At 71.7% G+C, this 24,403-nt stretch carries 26 protein-coding genes; 15 read left to right on the top strand and 11 right to left on the bottom strand.

Annotation, left to right across the window (positions count from 1 at the left end; genetic code table 11):
• The first annotated feature begins 428 nt into the window (after nucleotides 1–428).
• On the top strand, nucleotides 429–1,409 hold the full coding sequence (locus LQ327_RS20200; RefSeq protein ID WP_230737027.1) for a phage major capsid protein: 981 nt from the start codon (nucleotides 429–431) through the stop codon (nucleotides 1,407–1,409).
• Between the two features lie 631 nt (nucleotides 1,410–2,040).
• Here LQ327_RS20200 and LQ327_RS20195 read toward each other — a convergent pair.
• Nucleotides 2,041–3,021, bottom strand: a complete 981-nt coding sequence (locus LQ327_RS20195; protein WP_230737025.1) for a PIN domain-containing protein — start codon at nucleotides 3,019–3,021, stop codon at nucleotides 2,041–2,043.
• A 374-nt stretch (nucleotides 3,022–3,395) separates the two neighbouring features.
• Here LQ327_RS20195 and LQ327_RS20190 point away from each other — a divergent pair, with 374 nt between their 5' ends.
• Together LQ327_RS20190 and LQ327_RS20185 are read left to right on the top strand one after the other, a co-directional pair.
• Nucleotides 3,396–3,617: a hypothetical protein gene (locus LQ327_RS20190; RefSeq protein WP_230737023.1), complete on the top strand. Its 222-nt coding sequence runs from the start codon at nucleotides 3,396–3,398 to the stop codon at nucleotides 3,615–3,617.
• An 843-nt stretch (nucleotides 3,618–4,460) separates the two neighbouring features.
• Complete coding sequence (locus LQ327_RS20185) at nucleotides 4,461–4,655, top strand: hypothetical protein (RefSeq protein WP_230737020.1); 195 nt, start codon at nucleotides 4,461–4,463, stop codon at nucleotides 4,653–4,655.
• 172 nt (nucleotides 4,656–4,827) lie between these two features.
• Here the strand turns inward: LQ327_RS20185 and LQ327_RS20180 are convergent, their stop codons facing one another.
• The 3 genes from LQ327_RS20180 to LQ327_RS20170 are packed head-to-tail and all read right to left on the bottom strand — an operon-like array spanning nucleotide 4,828 to nucleotide 6,510.
• On the bottom strand, nucleotides 4,828–5,508 hold the full coding sequence (locus tag LQ327_RS20180; RefSeq protein WP_230737018.1) for an anti-sigma factor family protein: 681 nt from the start codon (nucleotides 5,506–5,508) through the stop codon (nucleotides 4,828–4,830).
• The gene (locus LQ327_RS20175) at nucleotides 5,505–6,056 is read right to left on the bottom strand and encodes a sigma-70 family RNA polymerase sigma factor (protein WP_230737016.1); all 552 of its coding nucleotides are present in this window, start codon (nucleotides 6,054–6,056) and stop codon (nucleotides 5,505–5,507) included. Before LQ327_RS20175 ends, LQ327_RS20180 begins: the two co-directional genes overlap by 4 nt.
• Nucleotides 6,057–6,081: 25 nt before the next feature.
• Nucleotides 6,082–6,510, bottom strand: a complete 429-nt coding sequence (locus LQ327_RS20170) for a hypothetical protein (RefSeq protein WP_230737014.1) — start codon at nucleotides 6,508–6,510, stop codon at nucleotides 6,082–6,084.
• Between the two features lie 145 nt (nucleotides 6,511–6,655).
• On the opposite strand from LQ327_RS20170, the gene LQ327_RS20165 reads away from it, so the two are divergent.
• Nucleotides 6,656–7,726 (top strand): hypothetical protein, encoded by a 1,071-nt coding sequence (locus LQ327_RS20165; protein WP_230737012.1) that lies wholly within the window; start codon nucleotides 6,656–6,658, stop codon nucleotides 7,724–7,726.
• Here LQ327_RS20165 and LQ327_RS20160 read toward each other — a convergent pair.
• Nucleotides 7,707–8,426, bottom strand: coding sequence for a GntR family transcriptional regulator (locus tag LQ327_RS20160; protein ID WP_230737010.1), 720 nt, complete (start codon nucleotides 8,424–8,426; stop codon nucleotides 7,707–7,709). The genes LQ327_RS20165 and LQ327_RS20160 overlap by 20 nt on opposite strands.
• Before the next feature lie 142 nt (nucleotides 8,427–8,568).
• Here LQ327_RS20160 and LQ327_RS20155 point away from each other — a divergent pair, with 142 nt between their 5' ends.
• Nucleotides 8,569–10,128 (top strand): acyl-CoA synthetase, encoded by a 1,560-nt coding sequence (locus LQ327_RS20155; protein WP_230737009.1) that lies wholly within the window; start codon nucleotides 8,569–8,571, stop codon nucleotides 10,126–10,128.
• Nucleotides 10,129–10,131: 3 nt separating this feature from the next.
• Here LQ327_RS20155 and LQ327_RS20150 read toward each other — a convergent pair whose 3' ends face one another.
• The 3 genes from LQ327_RS20150 to LQ327_RS20140 form a co-directional block, all read right to left on the bottom strand.
• Nucleotides 10,132–10,377 carry a hypothetical protein gene (locus LQ327_RS20150; protein ID WP_230737007.1) on the bottom strand — a complete coding sequence of 82 codons (246 nt, stop codon included), beginning with the start codon at nucleotides 10,375–10,377 and terminating at the stop codon, nucleotides 10,132–10,134.
• 66 nt (nucleotides 10,378–10,443) lie between these two features.
• The gene (locus LQ327_RS20145; protein WP_230737005.1) at nucleotides 10,444–11,922 is read right to left on the bottom strand and encodes an aldehyde dehydrogenase; all 1,479 of its coding nucleotides are present in this window, start codon (nucleotides 11,920–11,922) and stop codon (nucleotides 10,444–10,446) included.
• Nucleotides 11,923–12,042: 120 nt separating this feature from the next.
• Entirely contained in the window at nucleotides 12,043–12,510 is a 468-nt protein-coding gene (locus tag LQ327_RS20140; RefSeq protein ID WP_443611917.1) for a MarR family winged helix-turn-helix transcriptional regulator, read from the bottom strand.
• A 70-nt stretch (nucleotides 12,511–12,580) separates the two neighbouring features.
• On the opposite strand from LQ327_RS20140, the gene LQ327_RS20135 reads away from it, so the two are divergent.
• Nucleotides 12,581–12,955 carry a cupin domain-containing protein gene (locus tag LQ327_RS20135; protein ID WP_230737003.1) on the top strand — a complete coding sequence of 125 codons (375 nt, stop codon included), beginning with the start codon at nucleotides 12,581–12,583 and terminating at the stop codon, nucleotides 12,953–12,955.
• Between the two features lie 199 nt (nucleotides 12,956–13,154).
• The gene (locus tag LQ327_RS20130) at nucleotides 13,155–13,694 is read left to right on the top strand and encodes a GNAT family N-acetyltransferase (RefSeq protein ID WP_230737001.1); all 540 of its coding nucleotides are present in this window, start codon (nucleotides 13,155–13,157) and stop codon (nucleotides 13,692–13,694) included.
• Here the strand turns inward: LQ327_RS20130 and ppsA are convergent.
• On the bottom strand, nucleotides 13,636–16,032 hold the full coding sequence (gene ppsA / locus LQ327_RS20125; protein ID WP_230736999.1) for a phosphoenolpyruvate synthase: 2,397 nt from the start codon (nucleotides 16,030–16,032) through the stop codon (nucleotides 13,636–13,638). The two genes, LQ327_RS20130 and ppsA, sit on opposite strands and share 59 nt — an antisense overlap.
• 154 nt (nucleotides 16,033–16,186) lie before the next feature.
• Between ppsA and LQ327_RS20120 the strand changes: the two genes are divergently transcribed.
• The 5 genes from LQ327_RS20120 (at nucleotide 16,187) to LQ327_RS20100 (ending at nucleotide 20,251) form a co-directional block, all read left to right on the top strand.
• A complete protein-coding gene (locus tag LQ327_RS20120) occupies nucleotides 16,187–16,999 on the top strand; it encodes a hypothetical protein (protein WP_230736996.1) in 813 nt (270 codons plus the stop codon).
• A 168-nt stretch (nucleotides 17,000–17,167) separates the two neighbouring features.
• Nucleotides 17,168–17,563: a hypothetical protein gene (locus tag LQ327_RS20115; RefSeq protein WP_230736994.1), complete on the top strand. Its 396-nt coding sequence runs from the start codon at nucleotides 17,168–17,170 to the stop codon at nucleotides 17,561–17,563.
• On the top strand, nucleotides 17,560–18,120 hold the full coding sequence (locus tag LQ327_RS34875; protein ID WP_308286348.1) for a TetR/AcrR family transcriptional regulator: 561 nt from the start codon (nucleotides 17,560–17,562) through the stop codon (nucleotides 18,118–18,120). Before LQ327_RS20115 ends, LQ327_RS34875 begins: the two co-directional genes overlap by 4 nt.
• An 89-nt stretch (nucleotides 18,121–18,209) precedes the next feature.
• Nucleotides 18,210–19,355: an NAD(P)/FAD-dependent oxidoreductase gene (locus LQ327_RS20105; protein ID WP_230736992.1), complete on the top strand. Its 1,146-nt coding sequence runs from the start codon at nucleotides 18,210–18,212 to the stop codon at nucleotides 19,353–19,355.
• Entirely contained in the window at nucleotides 19,352–20,251 is a 900-nt protein-coding gene (locus LQ327_RS20100) for a sigma-70 family RNA polymerase sigma factor (RefSeq protein ID WP_230736990.1), read from the top strand. Before LQ327_RS20105 ends, LQ327_RS20100 begins: the two co-directional genes overlap by 4 nt.
• Nucleotides 20,252–20,302: 51 nt before the next feature.
• On the opposite strand, the gene LQ327_RS20095 is transcribed toward LQ327_RS20100, so the two are convergent.
• The gene (locus LQ327_RS20095; RefSeq protein WP_230736988.1) at nucleotides 20,303–20,527 is read right to left on the bottom strand and encodes a hypothetical protein; all 225 of its coding nucleotides are present in this window, start codon (nucleotides 20,525–20,527) and stop codon (nucleotides 20,303–20,305) included.
• Between the two features lie 145 nt (nucleotides 20,528–20,672).
• Between LQ327_RS20095 and LQ327_RS20090 the strand changes: the two genes are divergently transcribed.
• From LQ327_RS20090 to LQ327_RS20080, 3 genes are all read left to right on the top strand, one after another.
• The gene (locus LQ327_RS20090) at nucleotides 20,673–21,719 is read left to right on the top strand and encodes an esterase-like activity of phytase family protein (protein ID WP_230736986.1); all 1,047 of its coding nucleotides are present in this window, start codon (nucleotides 20,673–20,675) and stop codon (nucleotides 21,717–21,719) included.
• A gap of 171 nt (nucleotides 21,720–21,890) precedes the next feature.
• Nucleotides 21,891–23,222 carry a ferredoxin reductase family protein gene (locus LQ327_RS20085; protein ID WP_230736984.1) on the top strand — a complete coding sequence of 444 codons (1,332 nt, stop codon included), beginning with the start codon at nucleotides 21,891–21,893 and terminating at the stop codon, nucleotides 23,220–23,222.
• A 34-nt stretch (nucleotides 23,223–23,256) separates the two neighbouring features.
• Nucleotides 23,257–23,904 carry a rhomboid-like protein gene (locus LQ327_RS20080; RefSeq protein WP_230736982.1) on the top strand — a complete coding sequence of 216 codons (648 nt, stop codon included), beginning with the start codon at nucleotides 23,257–23,259 and terminating at the stop codon, nucleotides 23,902–23,904.
• Here LQ327_RS20080 and LQ327_RS20075 read toward each other — a convergent pair.
• Nucleotides 23,879–24,328: a PaaI family thioesterase gene (locus tag LQ327_RS20075; protein ID WP_230736980.1), complete on the bottom strand. Its 450-nt coding sequence runs from the start codon at nucleotides 24,326–24,328 to the stop codon at nucleotides 23,879–23,881. The two genes, LQ327_RS20080 and LQ327_RS20075, sit on opposite strands and share 26 nt — an antisense overlap.
• Between the last annotated feature and the right edge of the window lie 75 nt (nucleotides 24,329–24,403).

Below are 24,403 nucleotides of genomic sequence, written 5' to 3'. Positions count from 1 at the left end.
CTCACAGGGCCCGATGGTGAGCCAGTCGGAATCCAGCGCCGGACCTATCGGCAGGGAATCAGCGATTCCGGCGAGAATGCCGAGTAGCATTTCCGTCGGTTCACGGCCGCGACTAGATGACCCGGACCTCCTCCCGACGTTCGGGTCACCTTCGGGAACGCGGCCGTGGACCGCACACCGGCCCGCCCCGGAGGCAGGCCAGTAGAAGACCCCGCCGACCATCGACGAGGGCTTCTAGGCCGCCCCTGGCGGCGGCCGTCTAGCAGTGGGTGTCGACGACACCCACTGCACGGGTGGGCCCGCTCCGGCCCGAATCGGAGTGCTCGACCGCGCACGGTAATGCGCCCCGGCGGCGGCATTCGACGTGAGATCAATCCGCGTAACGCACGCGGCCTAGTTCCGCGTGCCCGCCTAAAGGGACATTCTAAATGGCACCTACCGACGTCACCCAGCGCGCACACACCGGCGCCGATCTTCCCCAGCCGATTGCGCAAGAAATCACCGGGCTCATCGCCGAGCAATCGGTAGCAATGCAATACGCAACCAAAATCCCGGTCACCACTCAGGATCAAGTCGTCCCGATCCTGTCGAGCGCCGTCACCGCCGGTTGGCTAGCGAATAGCGACACCGCGTATAAGCCGGTCAGTAAGCCTGACTGGACGCCGGAACACATCGTCATGGCCGAGCTGGCAACGCTCTGCGTCATTCCGGACGCTATCGTCGCGGATACCGACTGGGATATCTACAGCTCGATTAAGGATCAGATCGCAGCGGCGTTCGCGCAGAAAATCGACGCAGCCGTGTTCTTCGGAATTGACCGGCCGTCGGTGTGGTCTACCCCCGGACTTGTCGCCGAGGCGACGAATGCCGGTCAGGTGATTACGGCGTCCGGCGACCCCGCGTCGTACTTCTCGGAGGCCATTCAAACGGCGTCCACTGTCGCCCGTACCGGCCTGTCGCCGACGCAGATTGTCACCCGGCCGGGATTCACGCTCGACGCTCTGGCCGCGAATACCTCCGCGACTCTCGCCCAGGTCAACCCCATCGCCGATGGTAAGCCGGTCGGAATGTCGGTGGCCGGGCTGCCGCTGGTTGACTGCCCGAACGGATGGGACGACACGCAAGCGGAATGCGTTGCCGGTGACTTCTCGAAAATCATCATCGGCGTCCGCCAAGACATTTCGGTGGATTCGTCGGACAGCGCGACCATTGTCGACCCGAGCACCGGCCAAGTCACATTCTCAGCGTGGCAGCAGGACAGCCGTGTCATGCGTGCAGTCATGCGTCTAGGCGTCGCGACGGCTAAGCCAATCACCAATCGCGGCGTTATCGCCACCCCGGTCGGTGTGCTCGCACCTGCGTCGGGAACGCATCTGTCGAATGCGAAGGCATCGAAGACGAGCAAGTAAGTAGCATTCCCGAGCAGCAATCGTCGCGTAAGCAGACATACGCATTCGACTGCTCCGTCGATAGCGAGTGCCTCGCTTTACGCGGCCACGTTCACGAGGCACCCGCTATCGACTTCACCCCGATTCTTCCGGAAGGTCGGAAGGCACTCCGGCCCCATTCCGATCGCGCCATGGCAATTCCGGGTACCCGACCCCCTGCCCCGCCCATTCGGCCCTCGGCGCGTCCTGTGCCTCGTTGCGTACACGGGCGTGAAGGTCGCGGGTGTTCATGGCGGTCTACGGGTCTGGGGACGGTCGGGCGGGGCGAGGTAGAAGGTCCGTCCGTTGGACGGACCTTCTAGCGCGGACCTTGGACAACAGACGTTTGACCTCGGACCACGACAACGGACCCGCCGGTTGAGCCGGCGCACTGTGAGTAGCGGAGCTGAGTCCCGAGCGTGCCGTGACCTGCGGTTTTTAGAAGTCCGCGCCGTCGGCGCGACCTTCTACAGTAGCGCTCTCGGGCGACTGTTCTAGAAGGTCGCTCAGACTGAGGGACCTTCTAGACCGGCGGCCGGGTCGCGCGGCGTTTGCTTAGATCCTGCCGACTGTGCCATCTAGACGGAGACACCCAACGGTGGCCTTCCTCGCCTCACGTGTCGAGGAATCCCCAGTCTTCGCCGAGGACCCAGCGAAGCGCTGATAGCTCGCCGTGGATATAGCCCCAGTGCCAATGATCCCAGGGACCGACGTTCTCAGCGCCGTACTTCGCGATCACGCGACGCATGTTGGTGTCCCTGCCGGTTACGATATCGGGCGGCGGCGGCGACTCCTCGCCTCTCTCCTCCTTCTCGATACCGATTAGCGAGCGTACGTACCAAATCTTGTCGAATCGCTCGTTTTCCGCGGCGACGATGTCCGCGAGAGTTCGGGGTTCCTCGTCGAATGCCTCCGCCTCGGCCTCTAGCTCCTCGTACTCCGGTATCAACTCTCGAAGAGTCGTAGCCAGCGTCTCTGCACCGTAGATGTAGTGGGCGTTCGGTTCCTTGAAAAACTCAGCGATGTCAGGGTGAGGCACTCGTTGATCGCCACCCCTCGCAGAGAAGTCCCGCGAGTTGCTTGTTACGAAAAGAAACTCATCCTGCGCACCCCCTTCTCGCCGGGTCACCTCTCCGAAGCATTCGATTAGGAGGGCGTCGGCAGTGGAGTTCTTCTCCAGAAACGGGGCTTGCTTAGCGAGCCCTCTGTGGATGACTTGCTTCCGGACGTCTTCCGAGAACTCGACGGGGCGCCCTTTTGATAATAGATCGTCAATCTCGGCGAAATTCTGAACGGCGGAAGCGCTAAGGAATGGGACCTGATGGTTGAGCTCGTCGATCCAGTCGCCCGCCGCTACCCCGCCGTGTTCGCGGATGTCTTGACGAATCGCGCGGACTCGGTCTTGGACCTGCTTGCTGACGGCGTCTTCTGCTCTAGGCCGGTTGCGTTGGAACTCTTCGCGGACAACGCCCGGCACGATCAGGTCGATCATGTCGTTTAGGACCAGCGAGGCGAGAGGGTGGATCACCTTCCGTCCTTCGCGGTTTTTCGCGATGTCGAGCCATATGCACGTGTCGATGAGCAGTCGGAGCACCGCCGGATCGTAGATCTCGCTTGCGCCAGGCTGCGAGCGGATTTTGTCGATCTACCGGACGCGCTCCCCGCCCGGCCTCCACTCGGCGACGACTCGATATGCCCCGGCTCGGTTCCCGGTCTTGGGAGCCCCATGTTCGTACAGCCACACGGAGAAGCCTCGTGTGGACAGGTCATCTGCGAGGCGAGCGAGGTGATCGCGGTCGTCTGACTCTGCGCTCTGGAGTTCGTTGCGCGTGGGTGCGTCGAGCGTGCCCTCGAAGAGGCGAGCGTGGAGGTGGAAGAGGCTCACTCCGCGACAGTGCACTACCGCAGTGCACTATGCATAGACAGCACCAGAGTGACCACGCACAGTGCAGGTGCGATGGTCCTGTGGTGGACCGCGACGACGCCCGGACGGCGCTAGAGGCTGCCGCCCGGAAACGTGATGAAGCGAGGGGCGCTTACGACGCCGCCGACGAGGACCTGCGGCAGGCGATGCGCGACGCGGACGCCGTCGGCGTGTCCCATGTCGAGATCGCGCGGCGCGCAGGGGTCCACCGGAACACGGTCGCGCGCGTCGTTGGCGATACGGGGCGCCGCGACCCCGGGCGGTAGGAATCGGTCTGGGCCTGACGAAGGAGCAATGAGATGAATTCAGCTCCAGGCTGGGAGTCCGTCCTCCCACCGTTCATTTCAGCCGTTCTTCTGGGCTTCTCGACGGCGATGGCGTTCTACATCATTCTTCGTGACCGACGTCAAAGTCAGCGGAGCGAAGCTGAGAAAGTGATCGCATGGCTTGATGCCACGGTGGCTTCCACTGTTACTCCTGGTTCCTCACTCTGGTCCGAAGGACCGCGAGTGCTGAGCAAGGCCACTATCAGGGTCCATAACCGATCGGAATATCCGATCTTTGGGCTTCGAGTCGTGAGTCGTCCGATGACGAGGCGTGAGCGCCGCACGTACACTCGCGCCACTGGACGCGAGGGTGAAAAGGCAGGGAAGCTCGCATACACCCGCTCGGCGATGAGCTACGACACGCCAAACGACTTCCCCGTGCTGGTCGATCTCGCGATGCCAGCCGATACACAGGCGTTTCTAGCATTCGATCTATCAGAACACCCGAACGTCGACTTTGAACGACACTGGGTGGCCTTCGCTGACTACGCGGGTAGATCGTGGATTCGCGACACGACGACGGCGAAGCTCACGAGCACCCAAAGCCGGGCGGCTCGCCGTGATGTACGGGGATACGTGCTTTGGCGATGGTGGGAGTGGACTCTACGGCCGATCTTCGGGATGTCGTTCCGGTGGTACGAGAAGCCTCTCGCCTTTGCGCTGGAACGGCTATCCCGGCGGGCGGTCAGAGGCGCGCGGTGGGTCGGCGCGAAGCTGCGAGGAAGGCGCAGTGTCCCTTGACGCATTATGTGGTACCGCGTCGCGGGCGCTAACGTCTCAGGCATGACCATCCCGGCGTATTGGCGCGAGATGTCGCCGAGCGAGCAGACGCGGGCGCTGGACCGCTCCCTCGCGAGAGTCGCCGCCAACGTCGAGCGACTGGCCCGCCACGTAGGCGTCCCGGTGCCAACCGCCACGGAGGTCGACGCGGCCATGTGGCAGCACGATCCGGACCCCGGTGGGACCCTCACCCCATGACACGGCTACTGCGGACGTGGCGCAGGTTCCGAGCCGAAGGGCGAGGGCTGTCCGTCCTCGGTGTGGCGCGAGGCTGGTCCTAGCCATCCTCGCTGGTCACGGCACCATCGCCCTGTGAGTGCGTAGTGCGCTGGTGTCATAGCCACCGAAAGTGCTCACGAGCCGCAGGCACCTACGAGCGCATGACGACGGTGCCCGAGGCGGTGCGGACCTCGAGGCCCGAGACCCGGTCGCTCGGCAGGTCGGTCGAGGCGGCGACCTTGACGTCCTGACCGGGCGGCGGGCTCCAGCTGGCGATCTGCTCGTCGCGCCCGTCCGAGCCCCGCACGACCAGCACGTAGGTGGTGCGGGGCGCGTCCGGGTCCGCCGGCGGGTGTGGCGCGCCGTCGTAGACGCAGGTCAGCGCGACCTGGGTCCCCCACGGGCGGGCCGTGAGCCCGGCCAGGCCGGACGATTCCGAGCCGGCGACGGCGGGCAGCGCGATCTCCCGGGCCGGCGCGGCGGCGGCGACCGTGTCCTGGCCCGCGGCCGCGCCCGCCGTCGTCCACGCCGTCACCCCCGCACCCGTCGCGAGGGCGACCACGACGGCGGCCGCGGCCGCGAGCAGGGCGACCCGGCGGCGGCGACGCACGCGGCGCACCGTCCCGGCGAGGAGATCGGGCGGCGGCGCCGGGTCGACGCCGTGGTACGGGGCGTCGGTGCGCGAGAGCAGGCCCGGCAGCCCCGCGACCCCGGCCAGCTCCCGGCTGCACGGCGAGCAGTCGCCGAGGTGGTTCTCGAAGGTGTCCCGCTCGGCCGGGTCGAGCGCGCCGAGGACGTAGACGCCGACGTCGAAGCGGTGGGGACAGCTCACGGCGCGACCCCCATCTCCTCCAGCGCGAGGCGCAGGGCCCGCAGCGCGTAGTGCACCCGTGACTTCACCGTGCCCGGCGGGATGTTCAGCACCGAGGCCGCCTCACCGACGCTACGGCCCCGGTAGTAGCACTCCACCAGCACCGTGCGGTGCTCCGTCGAGAGCCGGTCGAGGGCGGCGGCGACCGTCCACGACTGCACCGCGGCGTCCGCGTGGTCGCCGACGGTGTGATCGCCCCACGTCGTGCCGGACCCGACGCCCGCCGGGTCGTCGGAGAGCAGTTCCGGTCGGGCCGAGCGCGCCCGCCACTCGTCGATGAGCACGTTGCGCAGCGTGCGCAGCAGCCAGGGACGGGGGTCGCCGCGGCTCGGGTCGAGCGCGGCCGGGTGGCGCCAGGCGCGCAGGAGGGTCTCCTGGACGGCGTCCTGCGCGCGCCCGCGGTCGGCGGTGGTGCGCAGCGCGACGGCCCACAGCGCCGCCCCGTGCTGCTCGTGCAGCACGCGGATCAGCTCCGCGTCGCCGGACTCCCGCCCCACGGTGTCCCTCATCCCCGGTGGCCCCCGGCCGCCGTCGTCACCGGGAGCGTGCCACGGCGCGCGTGAAGGACCAGGCGGTGATCCAGACGATCCCGAGGGTCAGCACGAGCGCTCCCGGCACGTGGACGGCCAGGACCCCGTGGTCGCCGTAGTAGGCCTGGACGAAGCTCAGCACGAACACGACGGCGGCCAGGACCGCCGGCCACCAGGGGCCGCCGTGCGCCCGGCCGTACGCGATCGCGGCGAGGGTCAGCAGTCCGGTGACGACGTGGAGCACGATCGCGCCGGTCGAGTGCAGGTTCAGCGCCGAGTGACCGGGCCGGGGCAGGAGCTGGCCCGCGGTCACGTACTGGCACACCAGGTTGAGCACCGAGAGCACGGCGAGGACCTGGACCGCGCGCAGGGCGGTGGTGGCCGCGCTCCCGCTCCGGGCACCGGGCTCGATCGTCTGCGTGCTGCGGGTCATGGCCACGTCCTCTGGTCGGCGGGTTCCTGCCCGAGGACACGAAGCACGCGGCCGAACGGTTCAACCGCGGCGCCAGGAGATCGCCGTGGGGAGCACACTGCAACGGTTTCGACGAGAACTGGTCCCACGAGCGGAGGGAGCCGGCGTGACCGGACGGGTGACGAGCGAACTGCTGCTGGTCGGCAGCCTGCCGACGTCGTCGGCCGAGGAGGGGCTGCGCGCCGGCGCCGGGCTCGTCGCCGACCTCGTCCCGGCCCTTCCCGACGGCGAGGCGGGCCCGTTGGGTGCGTGGGTCGGCTTCGACCGGACCCGGCTGCTCGAGCCGCACCCCGACATCCGGATGCTCGAGCCGACGGCGTCACCCACCGGCCGCGCGCGCCACGCCTACGAGACCGCACGGCTGACCGTGCACGACGGCGTCGACGCGCTGCGGTTCGACGCCTGGCCGCGCGTCCCTCCGATGCTGGAGTCCTACGAGATCTTCCGCCGGCTGCGCTCCGAGGGGGTGATCCCGGCCGACCAGCGGTTCCAGGTGAACTTCCCCGCCCCGTCGAGCGTGTTCAGCGGCGCCTTCAAGGACCACTACGCCCGGGACTGGGAGATCGTCGGGCCCGCGCTGGAGGACCTGACGCGGCGCTCGATCGACCAGGTGCTCGCGGCGGTCCCGGCGAACGACCTCGCGATCCAGATCGACATGGCCTACGAGGTGCTCGACCTCGAGCAGGTGCTCGGCTGGACCGAGGGCGGCGTCGCGGGCGCGTGGGACCGGTTCGGCGGGCCGTGGTCGCGCCTGGCGCCGCACATCCCCGAGGAGGTCCTGCTCGGCCTGCACCTCTGCTACGGCACCTTCCCGGAGTGGCCGATGTTCGAGGCGCGCGACATGGGGCTGCTCGTACGGATGGCCAACCACGCCCGTGCCCACGCCGGCCGCCCGTTGGACTGGCTGCACCTCGCCGGGCCCCGCTACCTGCGCAGCGAGGACGAGGCGTTCTTCGCGCCGCTCGACGGCCTGCACGTGCCCGGGACCCGCGTCTTCCTCGGGATCGTGCTCCCGCTCGACGGCGAGCAGGGGCTGCGCCGCCGGCACGTCACCGCATCGCGCTACCTCCACGACTTCGGGGTCGCGATGTACTGCGGGTTCGGTCGTCAGCCCGGCGAGGACCCGGCGGAGACGCTGCGCGAGCACGCGGCGGTGGTCAGGTCCGTGCTCCACTGAGCGACGCGATGATCCGCGTCTCGGCGTCGGCGAGGTAGTCGGCGACCTCCCGGGCGGCCTCCTCGAGCTCCCCGCGCTCGACGAGGGTCGCGACGGCGTCGTTGCGCTCCAGGTAGGGCTCGTGGAAGTCGCGGTGGGTGCCCATGCGGTGGAACGTCAGCCGCATCTCGGCGAGCAGCAGGTCCATCTGCTGGTCGAGCCGGGTGCTGCCGGCGAGCCCGACCAGCGCACGGTGGAAGTGCTGGTTGGCGTCGGCGACGCCGGCCCAGTCCTCGCGGCCGGCGGCGGCCCGGCCCTCCTCGACGGCGTCCCGTACCCGGGAGACCGCGGCCTCGTCGCGGGCGTTCTCCCCGTGGCGCACCGCGGCGGGTTCGACGATGCGTCGGGACCGGTAGACGTCGTGCACGTCCGCGACACCCGGCGTCGTCACGAAGACCCCGCGGTGGGCCTCGCGCACCAGGATCCGCTCCGCGACCAGCTGGCTGAACGCCTCGCGCAGCGTGTTGCGCGAGACCCGCATCGCGTCGCAGAACGACTGCTCGCCCAGCCGTACCCCGGGCAGCAGCCGACCCTCGACGACCTGCTCGCGCAACGCGTCGGCGACCCGCTCGGCCGTCGACGAGGTCTGCGCGACCCGCGCGGTCGACAGCGCCTCCAGCGCGGCGCGGGCGGCCTGGTCCGGGTCGGCGGCGACGGTCACGCGAATCAGCCTACCGACCTGACGTCCCCATGCCGGATCGTTGAACGATGCGCGACGGGTCGATCACCGAGCGGTCACTGGGCCGACCGGGTGACGGGGGCTCCCGAACCGGACGACGGGTGGTGACGATGTGACGGCCGTCATGTCGTTCGAGGAGCCGTCGATGTACCTCACCCAGGGCCTCCACCGCGCCGCCCGCGAGACGCCCGACCTGCCCGCCACGATCTTCGGCGACCGGGTGCGTACCTGGGCGGAGAGCCACGACCGGGTCGCGCGCCTCGCCGCGGTCCTGCTGGACCTCGGGCTGCCCGCGGGCGGGCGGGTCGCGATGCTGGCGCTGAACTCCGACCGGTATCACGAGTACCTGCTCGCGGTCCCGTGGGCGGGCGGGGTCGTGACGCCCGTGAACGTGCGGTGGAGCCCCGCCGAGATCGCGTTCTCGCTGGCCGACGCCGGGGTGGAGATCCTGGTCGTCGACGACGCGTTCGTCGGGATGGTGCCGGAGATCCGCGACGACGCGCCCGGACTCCGCCACGTCCTGCACTGGGGCGAGGGGCCGACCGTGGAGGGCCTGATCCCGGCCGAGGCGATGATCGCCGCGAGCCGCCCGGCCCCCGACGCCGGGCGCGGCGGCGACGACCCCTTCGGCATCTTCTACACCGGCGGGACCACGGGGGTGCCGAAGGGCGTCGTGCTCACCCACACCAACCTGACGACCTCGGCGGTCGGCTCAGCTGCAGCCGGGTCCTTCGTGGTCCCCGGCGGGCGCTCTCTGCACGCCGCACCGATGTTCCACATAGCCGGCTGCTCCCCGTGGGTCGCCCGCAACGCGCTCGGCGGGAGCCACGTGATCGTCCCGTCGTTCACGCCCCTCGGGGTGGTCCGGGCGATCGAGGCGCACCGGGTGACCGACGCGGTGCTCGTCCCGACGATGATCCAGATACTGGTCGACGACCCGACCACGCGCGACGCGGACGTCTCCAGCCTGCGCAACCTCGTGTACGGCGCCTCGCCCATCTCGCAGGCCGTGCTCGCCCGGGCGGCAGCGCGACTGCCCGGCGTCGCGTTCACCCAGGCCTACGGGATGACCGAGCTCTCCCCCGTGACCACGCTGCTCCTGCCGGCCGACCACGACGTCGAGCGCCTGCGCCGCTCCGCCGGCCGGTCCGCGCCTCACGCGGAGGTGCGGATCGTCGACGAGGAGGACCGCGAGGTGCCGCGCGGGACGGTCGGCGAGATCGTCTCGCGGGGCGGGCACGTGATGGCCGGCTACTGGAACCGCCCCGAGGAGACCGCGGCGGCGGTGCGCGACGGCTGGATGCACACCGGCGACGGCGGCTACATGGACGACGCGGGCTACGTGTTCGTCGTCGACCGCATCAAGGACATGATCGTCAGCGGCGGGGAGAACGTGTACTCGGCCGAGGTCGAGAACGCCTTGGCCGGGCACCCCGCCGTCGCGTCGTGCGCGGTCATCGGGGTTCCCGACGACGAGTGGGGCGAGCGGGTGCACGCGGTGGTCGTGCCCGCCGTCGGCGCCTCGGTCGACGCCGACACGCTGCGGGCGCACGTGAAGGCCCGGATCGCCGGGTACAAGGCGCCGCGCACCGTGGAGTTCGTCGAGGCCCTCCCGATCTCCGGCGCCGGGAAGGTGCTCAAGCGCGAGCTCCGCGCCCGGCACGAGGCCGTCGCGGTGCCCTGAGGGTCAGACCTCGTCGAGGTCGAACGCGTCGTCGCCGACCCAGACCCGCAGCCCGTCACCGTCCTCGGTGATCGCGCCCTCCTCCTCCTCGGAGAGCTCGCGGGCGGCGCCCAGCGCGCGCTTCGAGTAGGAGACGCGACCGTCGCCGAGGTCCTTCGGGCGGTACTCGGAGGCGAGCACGGCCGTGCGGCTGCGCGTGGCCAGCAGTTCCGCGTTCTCGGCGCCGACCTCGGCGATCCACTCGTTCATGACCTGGATCACACCGCTCGCCGGGCCCGGCCACAAGATCCGGACCCGGCGTGCAGCATGTGCGCGTCAGCCGAGCTTGCTGGCCGGCGCGTAGATCGACTTGTACTCGAGGTAGTTGTTGATCCCCTCGGGCCCGAGCTCACGGCCGATCCCGGAGTCCTTCATTCCGCCGAAGGGAGCCCCGAGGTCGATGTCGTAGCGGTTCACGCCGATCGTGCCGGTGCGGATGCGACGGGCCACGTTCAGCCCGCGCTCCTCGTCGGCCGAGTACACCGAGCCGCCCAGTCCGTAGTTCGAGTCGTTGGCGATGCGCACGGCCTCGTCGTCGGAGTCGAACGGGATGACGGCGAAGACCGGTCCGAACACCTCCTCGCGGGCGAGCTGGTCGTTGTTGTCCACGTCGGCGAAGACGGTGGGCTCGACGAACCAGCCGCGGTCGTGCTCGCCGCGGCCGCCGCCGGTGACCAGGCGGGCCGAGGAGTTGCGGCCCACGTCGATGTAGCCGAGGACCCGGTTGAGGTGGGTCTGCGACGCCATCGGCCCGACGGTGGTGGCCGGGTCGAGCGGGTTGCCGACGACCTGCTCGCGGGAGAACTGCGCGACGGCCTCGACGACCTCGTCGTAGCGCGAGCGCGGCGCGAGGATGCGCGAGGCCGTGGTGCAGGTCTGCGCGTTGTTCATGAACGACGACGTCGGCATCGCGGCGAGGAACGTGTTGAGGTCACCGTCCTCGAGGAAGATCGACGCGGACTTGCCGCCGAGCTCGAGGGTGCAGCGGCGGATCAGGCGGCCGCACTCGGCGCCGATGATGCGCCCGGCGGCGGTGGAGCCGGTGAAGGCGATCTTGTCGACGCCGGGGTGGGACACGAGCGACGCGCCCGCCTCGCGGCCGGCGAGGACGATGTTCAGGACGCCGGGCGGCAGGCCGATCTCGCGGGCCACGTCGGCGAAGATGTAGGTGTCGAGCGCGGTCTCGGGCGAGGGCTTGAGCACCACGGTGCAGCCGGCCGCGAGGGCCGGGGCGAGCTTGAACATCGCCAGGGCCTGCGGGTAGTTCCACGGCGTGATGGCGCCGACGACACCCACGGGCTCCCGACGGACGATCGTCGCGCCGTCGACGCCGGTGCTGGGCCGCACGGACTCGAGCTCGGTGTTCTGGATGACCTGGGCGTACATGCGCAGCAGCCCGGCGGGCGCGGCACCGTTGAAGGCCGACGACAGCGTGATCGGCATGCCGTTCTCCTGGCTGACCAGGCGGCTGGTGCTCTCGGCGCGGGCGTCGAGCGCGTCGGCGAAGCGGAGCATGAAGTCCACGCGCTCGGCGACCGCGGTCCGGCCCCAGGGGCCCTCGTCCAGGGCGGAGCGGGCGGCGCGGACGGCGGCGTCGATGTCGGCGTCGGTGCCGAGCGCCGCCTCGCCGAGGAGCTCCCCGGTCGCGGCCTCAACGGCCCGGTGGGTCTCCGTGCCGCGCGGCTCGACCCACTCGCCGTTGATGAAGAACCTGGTGCGGTCGAGCTCGGTGCGAGCGTCGGCAATGGCGGTCACGTGGTCGCTCCCCTGCGGGTCGTGATGGCGGTCACGGTCCACTCTCACCGCAAGTACGGAGTTTGACAAGTCTCTACGCCGCGTTCGCGGAGTTGTGGTGCTTCGCGTGGGCAACGGGTCTCAGCTGGACAGCCACGCCGAGGCGTCCACCCGCGGGGCTCCTGCGGAGTCGAGCCCGCGCAGCGCCGCCTCCATCTCGCGCATGCGCGTGACGCCGACGTCGCGCTCGCGCTCGGCCCGGAGTCGTTCGAAGATCTCCACCGACAGCCGGAGCACCTCACGGCCCGCCGGCGTCACGACGACGATCTTGCGGCGTGCATCCGTGGGGTCGGCGGTGCGCTCGACGTATCCCAGCGCTGCGAGCCCGTCGACCGTCTTGCCCGCCGCCTGCTTCGACACCCCGAGCCGGACCCCGAGCTCAGTGGCGGTCGCACCCCGCGCCCCGATCGCCTGGAGTGCGAATCCGTGGGCCGGGCGGACCGCGGGGTGGCCACGTCGCGCGAGCTCGTCGTGGAGGTCGTCGACCAGGGACCGGAAGGCCCCGAACAGACGGAACGCCAGCTCGGCCCCGGACATCGGTGTGCTCACCCTGGCCACGATAGACAACCTGGTTTATGTTATTGGACAACCACGTTGACGACCAACGGCAGGAGATGCCATGACCCTGGTCCGCCGCCATCACGCCCGTCGGGTCGAGACCCCGAACGCGACGATGACGACCTACGCCTCACCCGCCCTCGGCGGCAGCATCCAGGCGCTCTGGCAGGTGGAGATGGCGCCCGGCGCCACCGGGCCGGTCCACGTGATGGACGCCGAGCAGATCTGGACGGTGCTCACCGGGTCGGCCGCCGTCACCGTCGACGGCGAGCGGATCGAACTCGCCGTCGGGGACACCCTCGTGCTCGCGGCCGGGCGCACCCGTCAGATCGCGGCCGATCCGGCGAGCGGACTCACCGCGATCGTCACCGGCCGGGGCGCGGACGTCGCCGGCGGACCCGGACGGGAGCCGACCGTGCCGCCGTGGATCGCCTGACGATCACCGGCAGCCCGCACCAAACGGCCTCGGCGACCCGGGGAGCCCGCCCTCGTCATGATCAACAGGACTCCATGGTTCTCGCCCGGCCGACGGGAGGACCATGCGGTCCCGGTGATCATGACGGCATGGTCCGCCGAGGCGAGTTTGCTGATGATCAACGGCGCGGCGGGGCCGGGGCGGCCATCGGAATTCGGTGGTGACGACGGGTCCCGACGGCGAGCGTGGGCACGTGGAGCTGCGCCGGTACGACGAGGCCGACCGTCAGGCGGTGCTCGAGCTGTCGCTCCGGGCGTGGGAGCCGGTGTTCGAGTCGCTGCGCGGGGTCCTCGGCCCGTCCGGGGTGTTCGACGTGCTGCACCCCGACTGGCGGGACTCCCAGCGCCGCGCGGTCGAGGGCGTGCTCGACGATCCCGCCACGACGGTGTGGAGCGCGGTGCTCGACGGGATGGTGATCGGGTTCGCGGCCGCGACGGTGCGCGAGGCGTACGGCGAGATCGTCATGCTCGCCGTCGACCCGTCCGCGCAGCGCCGTGGCATCGGCGGGGCCCTGACGACGACCGCGCTCGCCTGGATCGCCGAACAGGGCGTGGCGGTGGCCATGGTCGAGACCGGCGGCGATCCCGGTCACGCGCCGGCCCGGCGGGTCTACGAGCGCGCCGGGTTCGCCGCGCTCCCGGTCACCCGCTACTTCCGCCGGTCCGCTTCTCCGCCTCCGCGACCCGCTCGATCACCGTGAGCACGCTGTCCGGGTTCAGCGAGATCGAGTCGATCCCCTGCTCGACCAGGAACTCCGCCAGTTCGGGATGATCGCTCGGACCCTGCCCGCAGATGCCGACGTAGCGGTCCCGGGCGTGCGCGGCCTCGATGAGCATCGAGATCATCTTCTTGACCGACGGGTTCCGCTCGTCGAACAGGTGCGTCAGCCGGTCGTCGTCGCGCCCGATCCCGAGCGTCAGCTGGGTGAGGTCGTTCGACCCGATCGAGAAGCCGTCGAAGCGGTCGCAGAACTCGTCGGCCTGCAGGATGTTCGACGGGATCTCGGCCATCACGTACACCTGCAGCTCGTCCCGGCCCCGCTCCAGCCCGTTCGCGGCCATCACCTCGAGGACCCGGTCGGCCTCCTCGGGGGTGCGGCAGAACGGGACCATGACGACGACGTTGCCGAACCCCATCGTCGTCCGCACCCGCGAGAGCGCCCGGCACTCGAGCGCGAAGGCCTCGGCGTAGTCCTCGCTGTAGTACCGCGACGCCCCGCGCCACCCGAGCATCGGGTTCTCCTCGTCGGGCTCGAACGTCGTCCCGCCGACGAGGCCCGCGTACTCGTTCGTCTTGAAGTCCGAGAGCCGTACGACGACCGGGTCCGGGTACTGCGAGGCCGCGATCACCCCGATCCCGCGGGCGAGGTGGTCGACGAAGTACTCGGCGCCGTCGTCGTACCCGGCGGTGAGCTCCTCGATCTGCGCGCGGTCGTCGTCGGGGACCTGCTCCGGGTGCAGGAGCGCGAGCGGATGCGCCTTGATCACGTTGTTGACGAGGTACTCGACGCGGGCCAGCCCGATCCCGTGCGCGGGCAACCGCCACCACTGCATCGCCGACGCCGGGTTCCCGATGTTCATCATCACCCGGGTCCGCGTCTCGGGGACGCCGTCGAGGTCCAGGTCCTCGACCGAGTACTCCAGGATCCCGTCGTAGACGTAGCCCTCGTCGCCCTCGACGCAGGAGATGGTGACCTCGCGCCCGTCGTCGAGCACGGACGTCGCGTCCTGGGTCCCGACGATGGCCGGCACGCCGAGCTCGCGGGACACGATCGCCGCGTGCGAGGTCCGCCCGCCGCGGTCGGTGACGATCGCCGCGGCCTTGCGCATGATCGGCACCCAGTCCGGGTCGGTCATCTCCGTGACGAGGACGCGGCCCTCGACGAACTCCTCGATGTCGTCGGCCGACGCGATCCGCTGCACCGCGCCCGCCGCGACGGCCTGCCCGATCGCGAGGCCCTCGACCACGACCTCGCCGCTCTGCTCGAGCGTGTAGGTCTGCAGCGTCCCGGCCCCCGCGTTCGACTGCACCGTCTCGGGTCGCGCCTGCACCACGAAGAGCTCGCCGGTGCGGCCGTCGCGCGCCCACTCGACGTCCATCGGGCGGTCGTAGTGCGCCTCGATCGTCGCGCCCCAGCGGGCCAGCTGCAGGATCTCGTCGTCGCCGAGGACGAGGGCCGCCCGCTCGTCGGCGGTGGTGTCGGCGTTCTCCGTCGTGTCGCCCGCCGCGTCCGGATCAGCGGCGTACCGCAGCTTCTTCTCCTTCGCCCCGACCGTCTTCTCGAGGATCGGCACGAGCGCGGAGTTCTCGAGGAACGGCTTGTAGACCGTGTACTGGTCGGGCGTCACCTCGCCGCCGACGACGTTCTCCCCGAGCCCCCACGCGGCGTTGATGACGATCGTGTCGGGGAAGCCGGTGTCGGAGTCGAGGGTGAACATGACGCCGGCGCTGCCCGAGTCGGACCGGACCATCTTCTGCACGCCCACCGAGAGCGCCAGTTCCAGGTGGTCGAAGCCCTGCTCGGTGCGGTAGCTGATCGCGCGGTCGGTGAACACCGAGGCGTAGCAGTCCTTGCAGGCCCGGAGCAGGTCGTCGGCGCCGGTGATGTTGAGGTAGGTGTCCTGCTGACCGGCGAAGCTCGCGTCCGGCAGGTCCTCGGCGGTGGCGCTGGAGCGGACGGCGACGTCGACCTCGTCCGTGTCGTAGCGCCGCGAGAGCTCGGCGTAGGCCTGGCGGATCGCTTCCGCGGTGTCCTCCGGGAACTCCGCCTTCGCGAACTCGTCGCGGATCGCGGCACCGACCCGGGCGAGTTCGTCGCCGTTCGCGTCGAGGCCGTCGAGCAGCTCGCGGATGCGGTCGTCGAGCCCGTTGGCCGCCAGGAACTCGCGGTAGGCCTCCGACGTCGTCGCGAACCCGCCCGGCACGCGTACCCCCGCCCGGTCCAGGTTCTGGATCATCTCGCCGAGGGAGGAGTTCTTTCCCCCGACGGCGTCCGTGTCCTGCGACGAGAGCGTCTCCAGCCAGCGCACGTGGTCCATCCCGGCCTCTCCCTCCTCGGCCGCACGGCGTCGTGCGACCCTCCGCTCGGGCGAGGAGTCATTCCCTCGGGTGTTCGCATCGGAAACCATCACGTGGCCCGCAACCGATGTCGCGGCGCTCCCGACGACGGCCGTCGGCGGGCAGCATGGGGCGATGGACACCTCGCGCGACGCGGTGGCCCGCCGCTACGGCGAGCACCTCACCGACCGCGACCTCCTGGCCCTGACCGGCGACCGCCCCGACCAGGTCGACGCCCTGCGACGCCGCCCGGAGCTCATCCTCGACCTCCTCGACCGGCCCGCCGTCGCCGACGCGGTGCTCACCGCCACGCGCGACGAGGGCGAGCGCTTCCGGTACGTCTCGCCCTTCCTGGTGTTCGCCGCGGCGGCACACCGGGCGAGCGCGTCGCTGGTCGGGCACACCTCGGTCCTCGACCGGACCGCCCCGCGGTCACGCATCCCGATCCTCGACGGCCCGGTCATCGCCGCGTTCGCCGCCGACCCGGCCCACCGGCTCTTCCTCGCCGAGCTCCTGGCCTCCTACGCCCGGCTCGCTTCCGGCGTGGTGTGGCGGCGCGACGACCGCGGCTGGCACCGGCGCCGCTGGGACGAGCTCGACCTGCCCCGCCTCGCCGAGCTCGTCGCGGACGTGCCCCCGGAGGAGCGCGCCGGGATCTGGCGGCGGATCGGGGACGGTGCGCTGTTCCTCGCGGGGGTCTACCCGGAGTACGCCGAGCGGGCGTACGGGGCGACGGGGACGGCGCGGCTGCAGCGGACGACCGGGCTGGCCCTGCGCGGCGAGGGGCCGGTCGGGGAGCTCCTCGAGGACCTCGCCGGGCGCGCCTACCGGCAGACCCACGGCGCGGTGCCGCCCGGCGTCGTCGAGTCGCCGTCCTCGGCCCGCCGCCTGCTCACGATCATCGCGGACCGCTACCTGCATCGCGACGCCGTCGTCGGCCCGTCCTGACCGAAGGGCACCTTCGCTCGATGTAGCCGCACGACGGCGCCCTTCGCTCATCAGCTCCGGCCGGTCCCTGTTCTGGCGGCGGGCGCCCCTCGCCGATCTATTCGACCGAAGGGGCCCTTCGCTCAGAAAGGACTGGGCTTTGTGGGCGCCCGCTCACATACTGGCCCGGTGACCGCCGCGATCCAGGCACGACCGACCGCGCCGCCCCGCTCGCTCGTCCCTGCCGTGCTCATGGCGGCCGGCCTGGGCTGGATCGGCGGCACCTTCGAGTGGACCGGCTCCGGCGCCACGGGCCAGGTCCTCGTCACGGCCGTCCACCTCGCGCTGGTGGCCGTGGTCCTCGGCGCGGTCGCAGCGCTGGGCTCGAGCCACGACACGGCCGGGCGCCGGACGCTCACCGTGCTCGCGGTCGGCATCAAGGTCATGACGGTGGTCGCGGTCGTCTGGGCGGTGACCCACCCGACGGGCTTCGGCCCGCACGACGCACTGCAGTGGGTCCCCCTCGGTCTGGCGAACGCCGGCGGCGGCCTCTGGACGAGATCGGTGGTCTTCGGGCGGCGATGACCCGACTCCCCGCACAGCAACGACGCCCGCAGATCGTCGCCGCCGCCCGCCGGCTGTTCGCGCAGCGCGGCTACGACGCCACGACCACCCGCGAGATCGCCGCGGCGGCCGGAGTCAGCGATGCGCTGATCTACCGGCACTTCCCCGGCAAGGAGGCACTGCTGCGGGCGATCGTCGACGACGGCGTCGCCCGGTTCTCCGAGCTCGACCCCGGCGCGCCCAGCGGCCCCGAGGACCTGGTGCTCCGCATCGGCCGCGCGTTCGTCGCCGCGTGCGAGGAGCAGCTGGACCTGCTCACCCTGCTGATCAGCCAGCAGCACGTCCTCGGCGACGACACCCGCTTCGTCGAGTTCGTCGACCGCGCCGCGATCGGGCTCGGCGGGCGACTCGACCCCGCCCACCCGGATCGCGGCTACCTGCTCGCCCGCTCCTACATGGGCAGCCTGGTGGCTTTCGTGCTCCTCCAACGCCGTCTCGGCATGGACCGCGTCCACCCCGTCGACGCGGACGAGTACGTGCGCACCGCGGCGGCCCCCGTCATCGAGGCCCTCCGGTGATGTGCCGCACGTCACCCCCGGGACTGTCACGCCGGGCGTCGCGCGCCGGTCTTCTCCCGTGACGAACCGCGCGAGGAGGAGGCAGGGCCATGACGGCGACGGAGGTTGCGGGCACGACACGCGAGAACGGCGGGCGCGAACGGGCCCGCGTGGTGGTGCTCGGCGGGGGCTACGGCGGGCAGCTCGCCGCGCAGTCCCTCGCCCGGCGCACGGACGCGACGGTCACGCTCGTCAACGACGGCGACCGCTTCGTCCAGCGGGTGCGCCTGCACCAGCTCGCGAGCGGTCAGCCGGTCGACACCCCGCGCTTCACCGACCTGCTCGACGGCACCGGGGTGCGCTTCGTCGACGACCGGGTCACCGGCCTCGACCTCGCCGCCCACCGCGTCACGCTGCGCGACGGTGAGGCGCTCGACTACGACGTCCTCGTCTACGCCCTCGGCAGCCACACCGCGGTCCCGGAGCACGCGCACGACGTCTCGACGCCGGCCGGAGCGACCCGGCTGGCCGAGCGGCTGCACGACGGGACGTGCCGCCGGGTCGCCGTCGTCGGGGGCGGGCTGACCGGACTGGAGACCGCGACCGAGATCGCCGAGACCTTCCCGCGGCTCACGACGACGCTGGTCACCGACGGTGCCCTCGGTGCGGATCTCTCGGGCCGGGGCGCCGCGCACGTGCGGCGGGTCTGCGCGCGGCTCGGGCTGCGGCTGCTCGAGCACGCCTCCGTCACCGCGGTCCACCCGGACGGGCTCACCCTCGCGGACGGGACGGAGGAGCGGGCGGACGTCGTCGTGTGGACGGCGGGCTTCGCCGTCACCGACCTCGCTGCCCGCGCCGGGCTGGCCGTCGATCCGCGGGGCCGGATCCTCGTCGAGGAGACGCTGCGCTCGGCGTCGCACCCGGACGTCGTCGCGATCGGGGATGGCGCGGCCGCCGTCGCGACGAGCGGGGACGTCGTGCGGATGGCCTGCGCGACCGCCATGCCCGCCGCGCAGCACGGGGCCCGCACCGTCGCCGCGCTGCTGGCCGGGCGCGAGCCGCGGCCGTGGCGGTTCCGCTACGCGATCCGGTGCGTCAGCCTGGGTCGTCGGGACGGGCTGGTCCAGCTCGTGCACGCCGACGACCGTCCGCGCGACCTGGTGCTCACGGGACGCGTCGCGGCCAGGGTGAAGGAGGCGATCTGCGTGAACGCGCTGCGGGTGCAGACCCACCCACGGATCCCGACGAGCGCGTGACCCACCCGCGCGCCCTCGACGCCGCGACCGAACGCTTCGAGGCCAACCGACCCCGGCTGACCGGGCTCGCCTACCGGATGCTCGGCGAGCTCCACGAGGCGCAGGACGCGGTGCAGGACGCGTGGCTGCGGTGGTCGCGCCACGACCAGGAGGTGCTCGACCCGGAGGCCTGGCTGACCCGCGTCGTCGTGAACCTGTGCCGGACCCGGCTGACGACGCTGCGGGACGGCCGCACCGACTACGTCGGGCCGTGGCTGCCCGAGCCGGTACCGACCGGGCCGGGCGGAGTGGACCTCGGCCCGTCGGACACCGCGACGGAACGGGAGACGCTCTCGATCGGCATGCTGCGGCTGCTCGAGCGCCTCTCCCCCGCCGAGCGCGCGGTCTTCGTCCTCCACGAGGGCTTCGGGTATCCGCACGCGGACGTGGCCGGGCTGCTCGATCTCCCGGAGGCGACCGTGCGCCAGCACCTGCACCGGGCACGCGAGCGGGTGGGCACGGGCCGGCGCCGCTTCGAGGCCGACCCGGAGCGGGCCGCCCAGCTCACCGCCGGGTTCCTCCGGGCGGCGGGCGGTGAGGATCTCGCGGCGCTCGAGCAGTTGCTGGCCGACGACGCGGTCGCGCTGTCCGACGGCGGGGGCGTGGCCAGTGCGGCCCGACGGCCGGTGGAGGGCCGGACCCGCGTGGCGCGGTTCTCGGCGGGGCTGGCGCGCGGGGCGACCGCGGTGACGGTCGGGATCGAGGAGGTCAACGGGGGCGTCGGGGTCGTGGTGCGCGACGCGGAGCGGGTGATCGTCGTCATGGCGCCGGAGTTCGACGCGGACACCGGCGAGCTGACGCTGCTCTCGTCGGTGCTGAACCCGGCGAAGATCGCGAGGTGGCCTGCGGCCACGTGAGCACAAATTGACGTCCCAGCGTCAATTTGTGCTCACGAGCGCGCAGCGCACCTACCCGGTGAGCTGCTCGGCGTCGCTACCCGCACCCTCGTGGTGCTGGCTCTGCTTGCGCCCCACGGTGCGGCCCACGAAGAAGCCGATGAGCACCCCGACGAGCGCGCCGATGATGAACACCCCGGCGAACACCGCGAAGATCGCCTTTCCGATCTTGGCCAGGATGCCCGCGGCGAGGACCGGGTCGGTGCCGGCGAGCTGGTGCATCGAGTCGATCAGCATGGTCCGTCCGTGCCCGCGCACGCCGCCGCTCACGCATCCGGGAGCACGATGGCACCGGTATCGGGGACACGATTCCGGACATCCCGGGCGGCGCGCCGGTCGGCGTTCACCGTCCGTCCACCGACTCCGGGCACCATCCCCGCCCGTGCGCCGATCCGCCCTCGCGGCCCTGCTGCTCCTCGCGCTGACCGCCGGCTGCGGCGACACCCCGGCCCCGCCGTCCGGACCGACCGACGCCACCGCGCCGAGCCCGCAGCCGTGCTCGCCGAGCACCGCGATCTCCGGCTGGTCGGACGCCCTGGAGGGGCAGCGGTTCGCGGGCCGGACCCCGACCCCACAGGTCGTCGGGAACCTGTCGGCGCTCGCCGCCCTGCCCGACGGCGCGGTGCTCGCCCTGTCCGACCGCTCGGTCCTGTTCACCCTCGACGCGGCGGCCACCGGAGCCACCGACGCCGTCGCCCTCGCCGACCCGACCGGAAAGGAGTTGGACTCCGAGTCCCTGGCGCTCGACCGCGACGGCACGGTGCTCGTCGGCGACGAGACCGGACCGCAGGTCCTGCGGATCGACCGCGACGGGCACCTCCTGGGCTCGCTGCCGATCCCGCCCGACGTCGCGAGCCGCGCGAAGGACAACGCGAGCTTCGAGGGGCTGGCCCTCTCCCCCGACGGCCGCACGCTCGTCGCCTCGCTGGAGGAGCCGCTGACCGGCGACGACCCGGGCCTCACCCGCCTCGTCACCTGGACCCGCCCCGACCCGACGTCGCCGGCGTTCGCCCCGGCCGCGCAGTACGCCGTGCCGCTGCCTGCGGGCCTCGGGATCTCCGAGCTCACCGCCACCGGCGACGGACGCCTGCTGGCGCTGGAGCGGGGCTACGACAAGGCGGTCGGCAACACCGTGCACCTGGTGCTGCTCGACCCGGCCGGCGCCACCGACGTGTCCGCGGTCCCCACGCTCACGGCGACCACCACCGGCCAGGTCCGGTCCACGGTCCTCGCCGACCTCGGCGCCTGCCCCACCCTCGGCGCGACCGCGAAGCAGACCCAGCGCAATCCGCTGCTCGACAACATCGAGGGCATGACGATCACCGGCCGCGAGCCCGGCGGGGCGCTCGACCTGCTGCTCGTCAGCGACGACAACGACAGCGCCAAGCAGGTCACCCGCACCTACCGGCTCCGGACCACGCTCGGCTGACCGCTCGTCGCGGACGTGAGCGGTCGCCCCGGCAGCCGGACCCACCGACCCGGCCGAACGGCGCAACCGCCCGCGAGCCACCGCGCGTGATCGCCCGCTGGTCGTGCGGTGATCCACTGCGCTCTCAGATTCGGGCGATCATCCGGTTTCGGATCCCTAGCGTCCCGAGGCGTGCAGCAGGCGACACGACGGACCATCTGGACCGCGCTCACGGCGCTCGTCCTCGCGGGGCCGGTGGCCCTCACCGTCTGGCGGACCGGCGAGGGGAAGGCGCTCTCGACGATCCTCGTCGCCGTCGGCGTGGTGGCCCTCGTCGCGATGGCGGTGTCGGTGGTCGCGCCGTCGCGACTGCGTGGGCTGACCGCCGCGTTCGGGATCGACCGCATCATCGGCGCCCACCGCTGGCTGGGGATGCTCGCGATCGGCGCGGCGCTGACCCACCTGGCCCTCGCCGTCGTCCGCTCCCCGACACTGCTGAACCCGCTCGCCGCGTCGCTGTCGATCCAGTGGGGCTGGCTGGCGACGACGGCGATGGTCGGGGTCGGGCTGGTCGCGGCGTGGGGTCGCCGCTCGGGGCGCCGCTACGAGGTGTGGGCGCGCATCCACGTGCTGCTCGCCGCCGCGGCGATCGTGCTCGCGGCGCTGCACGTCCTCTGGCTCGGGCACCTGATCTCGGATCCGGTGCTGCGCGTCGTGCTCTCCGCGCTGACGCTGGCCTTCCTCGCGGTGCTGTTCCTGCGCTGGGTGTGGCGGCCGCTGTTCTCCCCGCACGGCGCGTACGTGGTCTACGGCGTGCGCCACGAGGGACCGTCGACGGCGACCCTCGTGCTCGCCCCGGTCCACATGCACCGCGGGCTGCGCTTCCACCCCGGCCAGTTCGTGTGGCTGCGGCTGCGCCGCTCGGTGCTCGGCGCCGAGGAACACCCCTTCACGATCGCCTCCTCGGCGCGGGTGACCGGCCGCCTGGAGCTGACGATCCGGGGCAGCGGCGACTTCTCGACGACGCTCGCGGCGCTCCCGACCGGCGAGCGGGTGTGGCTCGACGGGCCGCACGGCGCGTTCACCTCGGAGCAGGAGGCGCCCGGGCTGGTGCTGGTCGCGGGCGGGGTCGGGATCACGCCGATGATGTCGATGCTGCGCACCCTCGCCGACCACGACGACCGCCGCACCCACCACCTCGTCGTCGCGCAGCGCCCGGACGAACCGCTGTTCGAGCCCGAGCTGACCTCCCTGGCCCGCCGCCTCGACCTGCGCGTCACCCGGACCGCGGGTCGGCGGGTCGACGCGGCGCTGCTCGACGGCGTCCTCCCGCCCGAGCCGCTGCGCGACCGGCTCGACTACTTCGTCTGCGGCTCGCCCTCGCTGCTCGCCGGCTCGCTCGCGGCGATCGAGCAGCTCGGCATCCCGGCCGAGCGGGTCAACACCGAGCAGTTCGGCTGGTCCGGCCCGCTGCCGATCGGCGGCACGAGGACCAGACGGCACGACGACGGCGCGGTGCGCTGACACCCGCGCCACACCGGCACGGCACGCTGGTGGGGTGATCGGATCCCCCCGGCGCGTGGGCGCGACGGTCGCGTTCTGGGCCGCGCGGGGCCGGTGGACGATCGGCTACGTCGTCGTCCTGCTCGGGATCCACGCGTGGATGGTCGACTCGGACCGGGCGGACGCGTTCGTGGCCTGGGCCAGCACCAACCTCGTCAACCTCGGCACCCACCCGGTCGGGGCGCTCGCCGCGAGCGCGCTGATCGTCAACGGCGACCTCCTCGACCCCGGCACGGTGATCACATTCTGGCTCGGCGTGGTGGGCGCGCTGTGGTGGCTGGAGGCGCGGTACGGGGCGCTGCGGGCGGCCGCCGTCTACCTGGGCGGGCACGTCGGGGCGACGCTGCTGACCGTGCCGGTGATCCTCGCGGCCGTGCGGGCGGGCCGGTACGCCGAGGACACCCGGACCGCGGTCGACGTCGGGATCAGCTACGGCGCCCAGGCGGCGCTCGCCGCCGTCGTCGTGACCCTCCCGTGGTGGGCGTGGGCGCCCGGCGCGATCTTCGTCCTGGGCTGGCCGCTGCTCGATGCCGAGTGGTCCGGGCTGCTCCCGGACTTCACGACGGTGGGTCACCTGCTCGCGGCCGCGATCGGGGCGGTGCTGGGTGTGGTGCTGCTCAGATCCCGACGATCGACTTCGTGATCTGGCCGTGGGCGATCTCCGGGTCGCGCTCGCCGCTGCGGGGGTCGATGCCCTCCCGGTGGGCCGTCACGGCGACGAAGGCCAGCGAGCGGCTCCGGCGCAGCAGCGACGCGTACACCCGCACCCGTTCCCCCACCCGCGCCGCCGCCAGGTACTGGGTGGAGATCTGGTGGGTGACGGCGTGCTCGGCGTCGGTCAGGGTCGGCAGCACCGCGAGATAGCCCGCGAGCTCCATCGCGGCGGCGAGAGCCGAGGCATGGACGGTGGCGGCCGGGGTCACCGCGATCCCGGCCACCTCGAAGCCCACGCCCTCGAGCGGATCGGTCGGATCGAGGAACTCGACCCCGATCGCGTCCGGCAGCGCGACCGCGAGCGCGGCCTCGGCGCGGGACAGCAGGTCGTCCCCGGCGAGCAACTCGGCCATGGCGGCAAGCATGACCCGGTCGGGTGAACGCCCGGTGCCGTGGCGGGGAACGGATTTCGTTCACCTCGGCGCCAC

It is taken from the genome of Actinomycetospora endophytica, assembly GCF_021026375.1.
GTDB classification, from domain to species: domain Bacteria; phylum Actinomycetota; class Actinomycetes; order Mycobacteriales; family Pseudonocardiaceae; genus Actinomycetospora; species Actinomycetospora endophytica.
The sequence above is the reverse complement of the archived record's forward strand: the minus strand, read 5'-3'. Positions and strand labels throughout refer to the sequence as shown.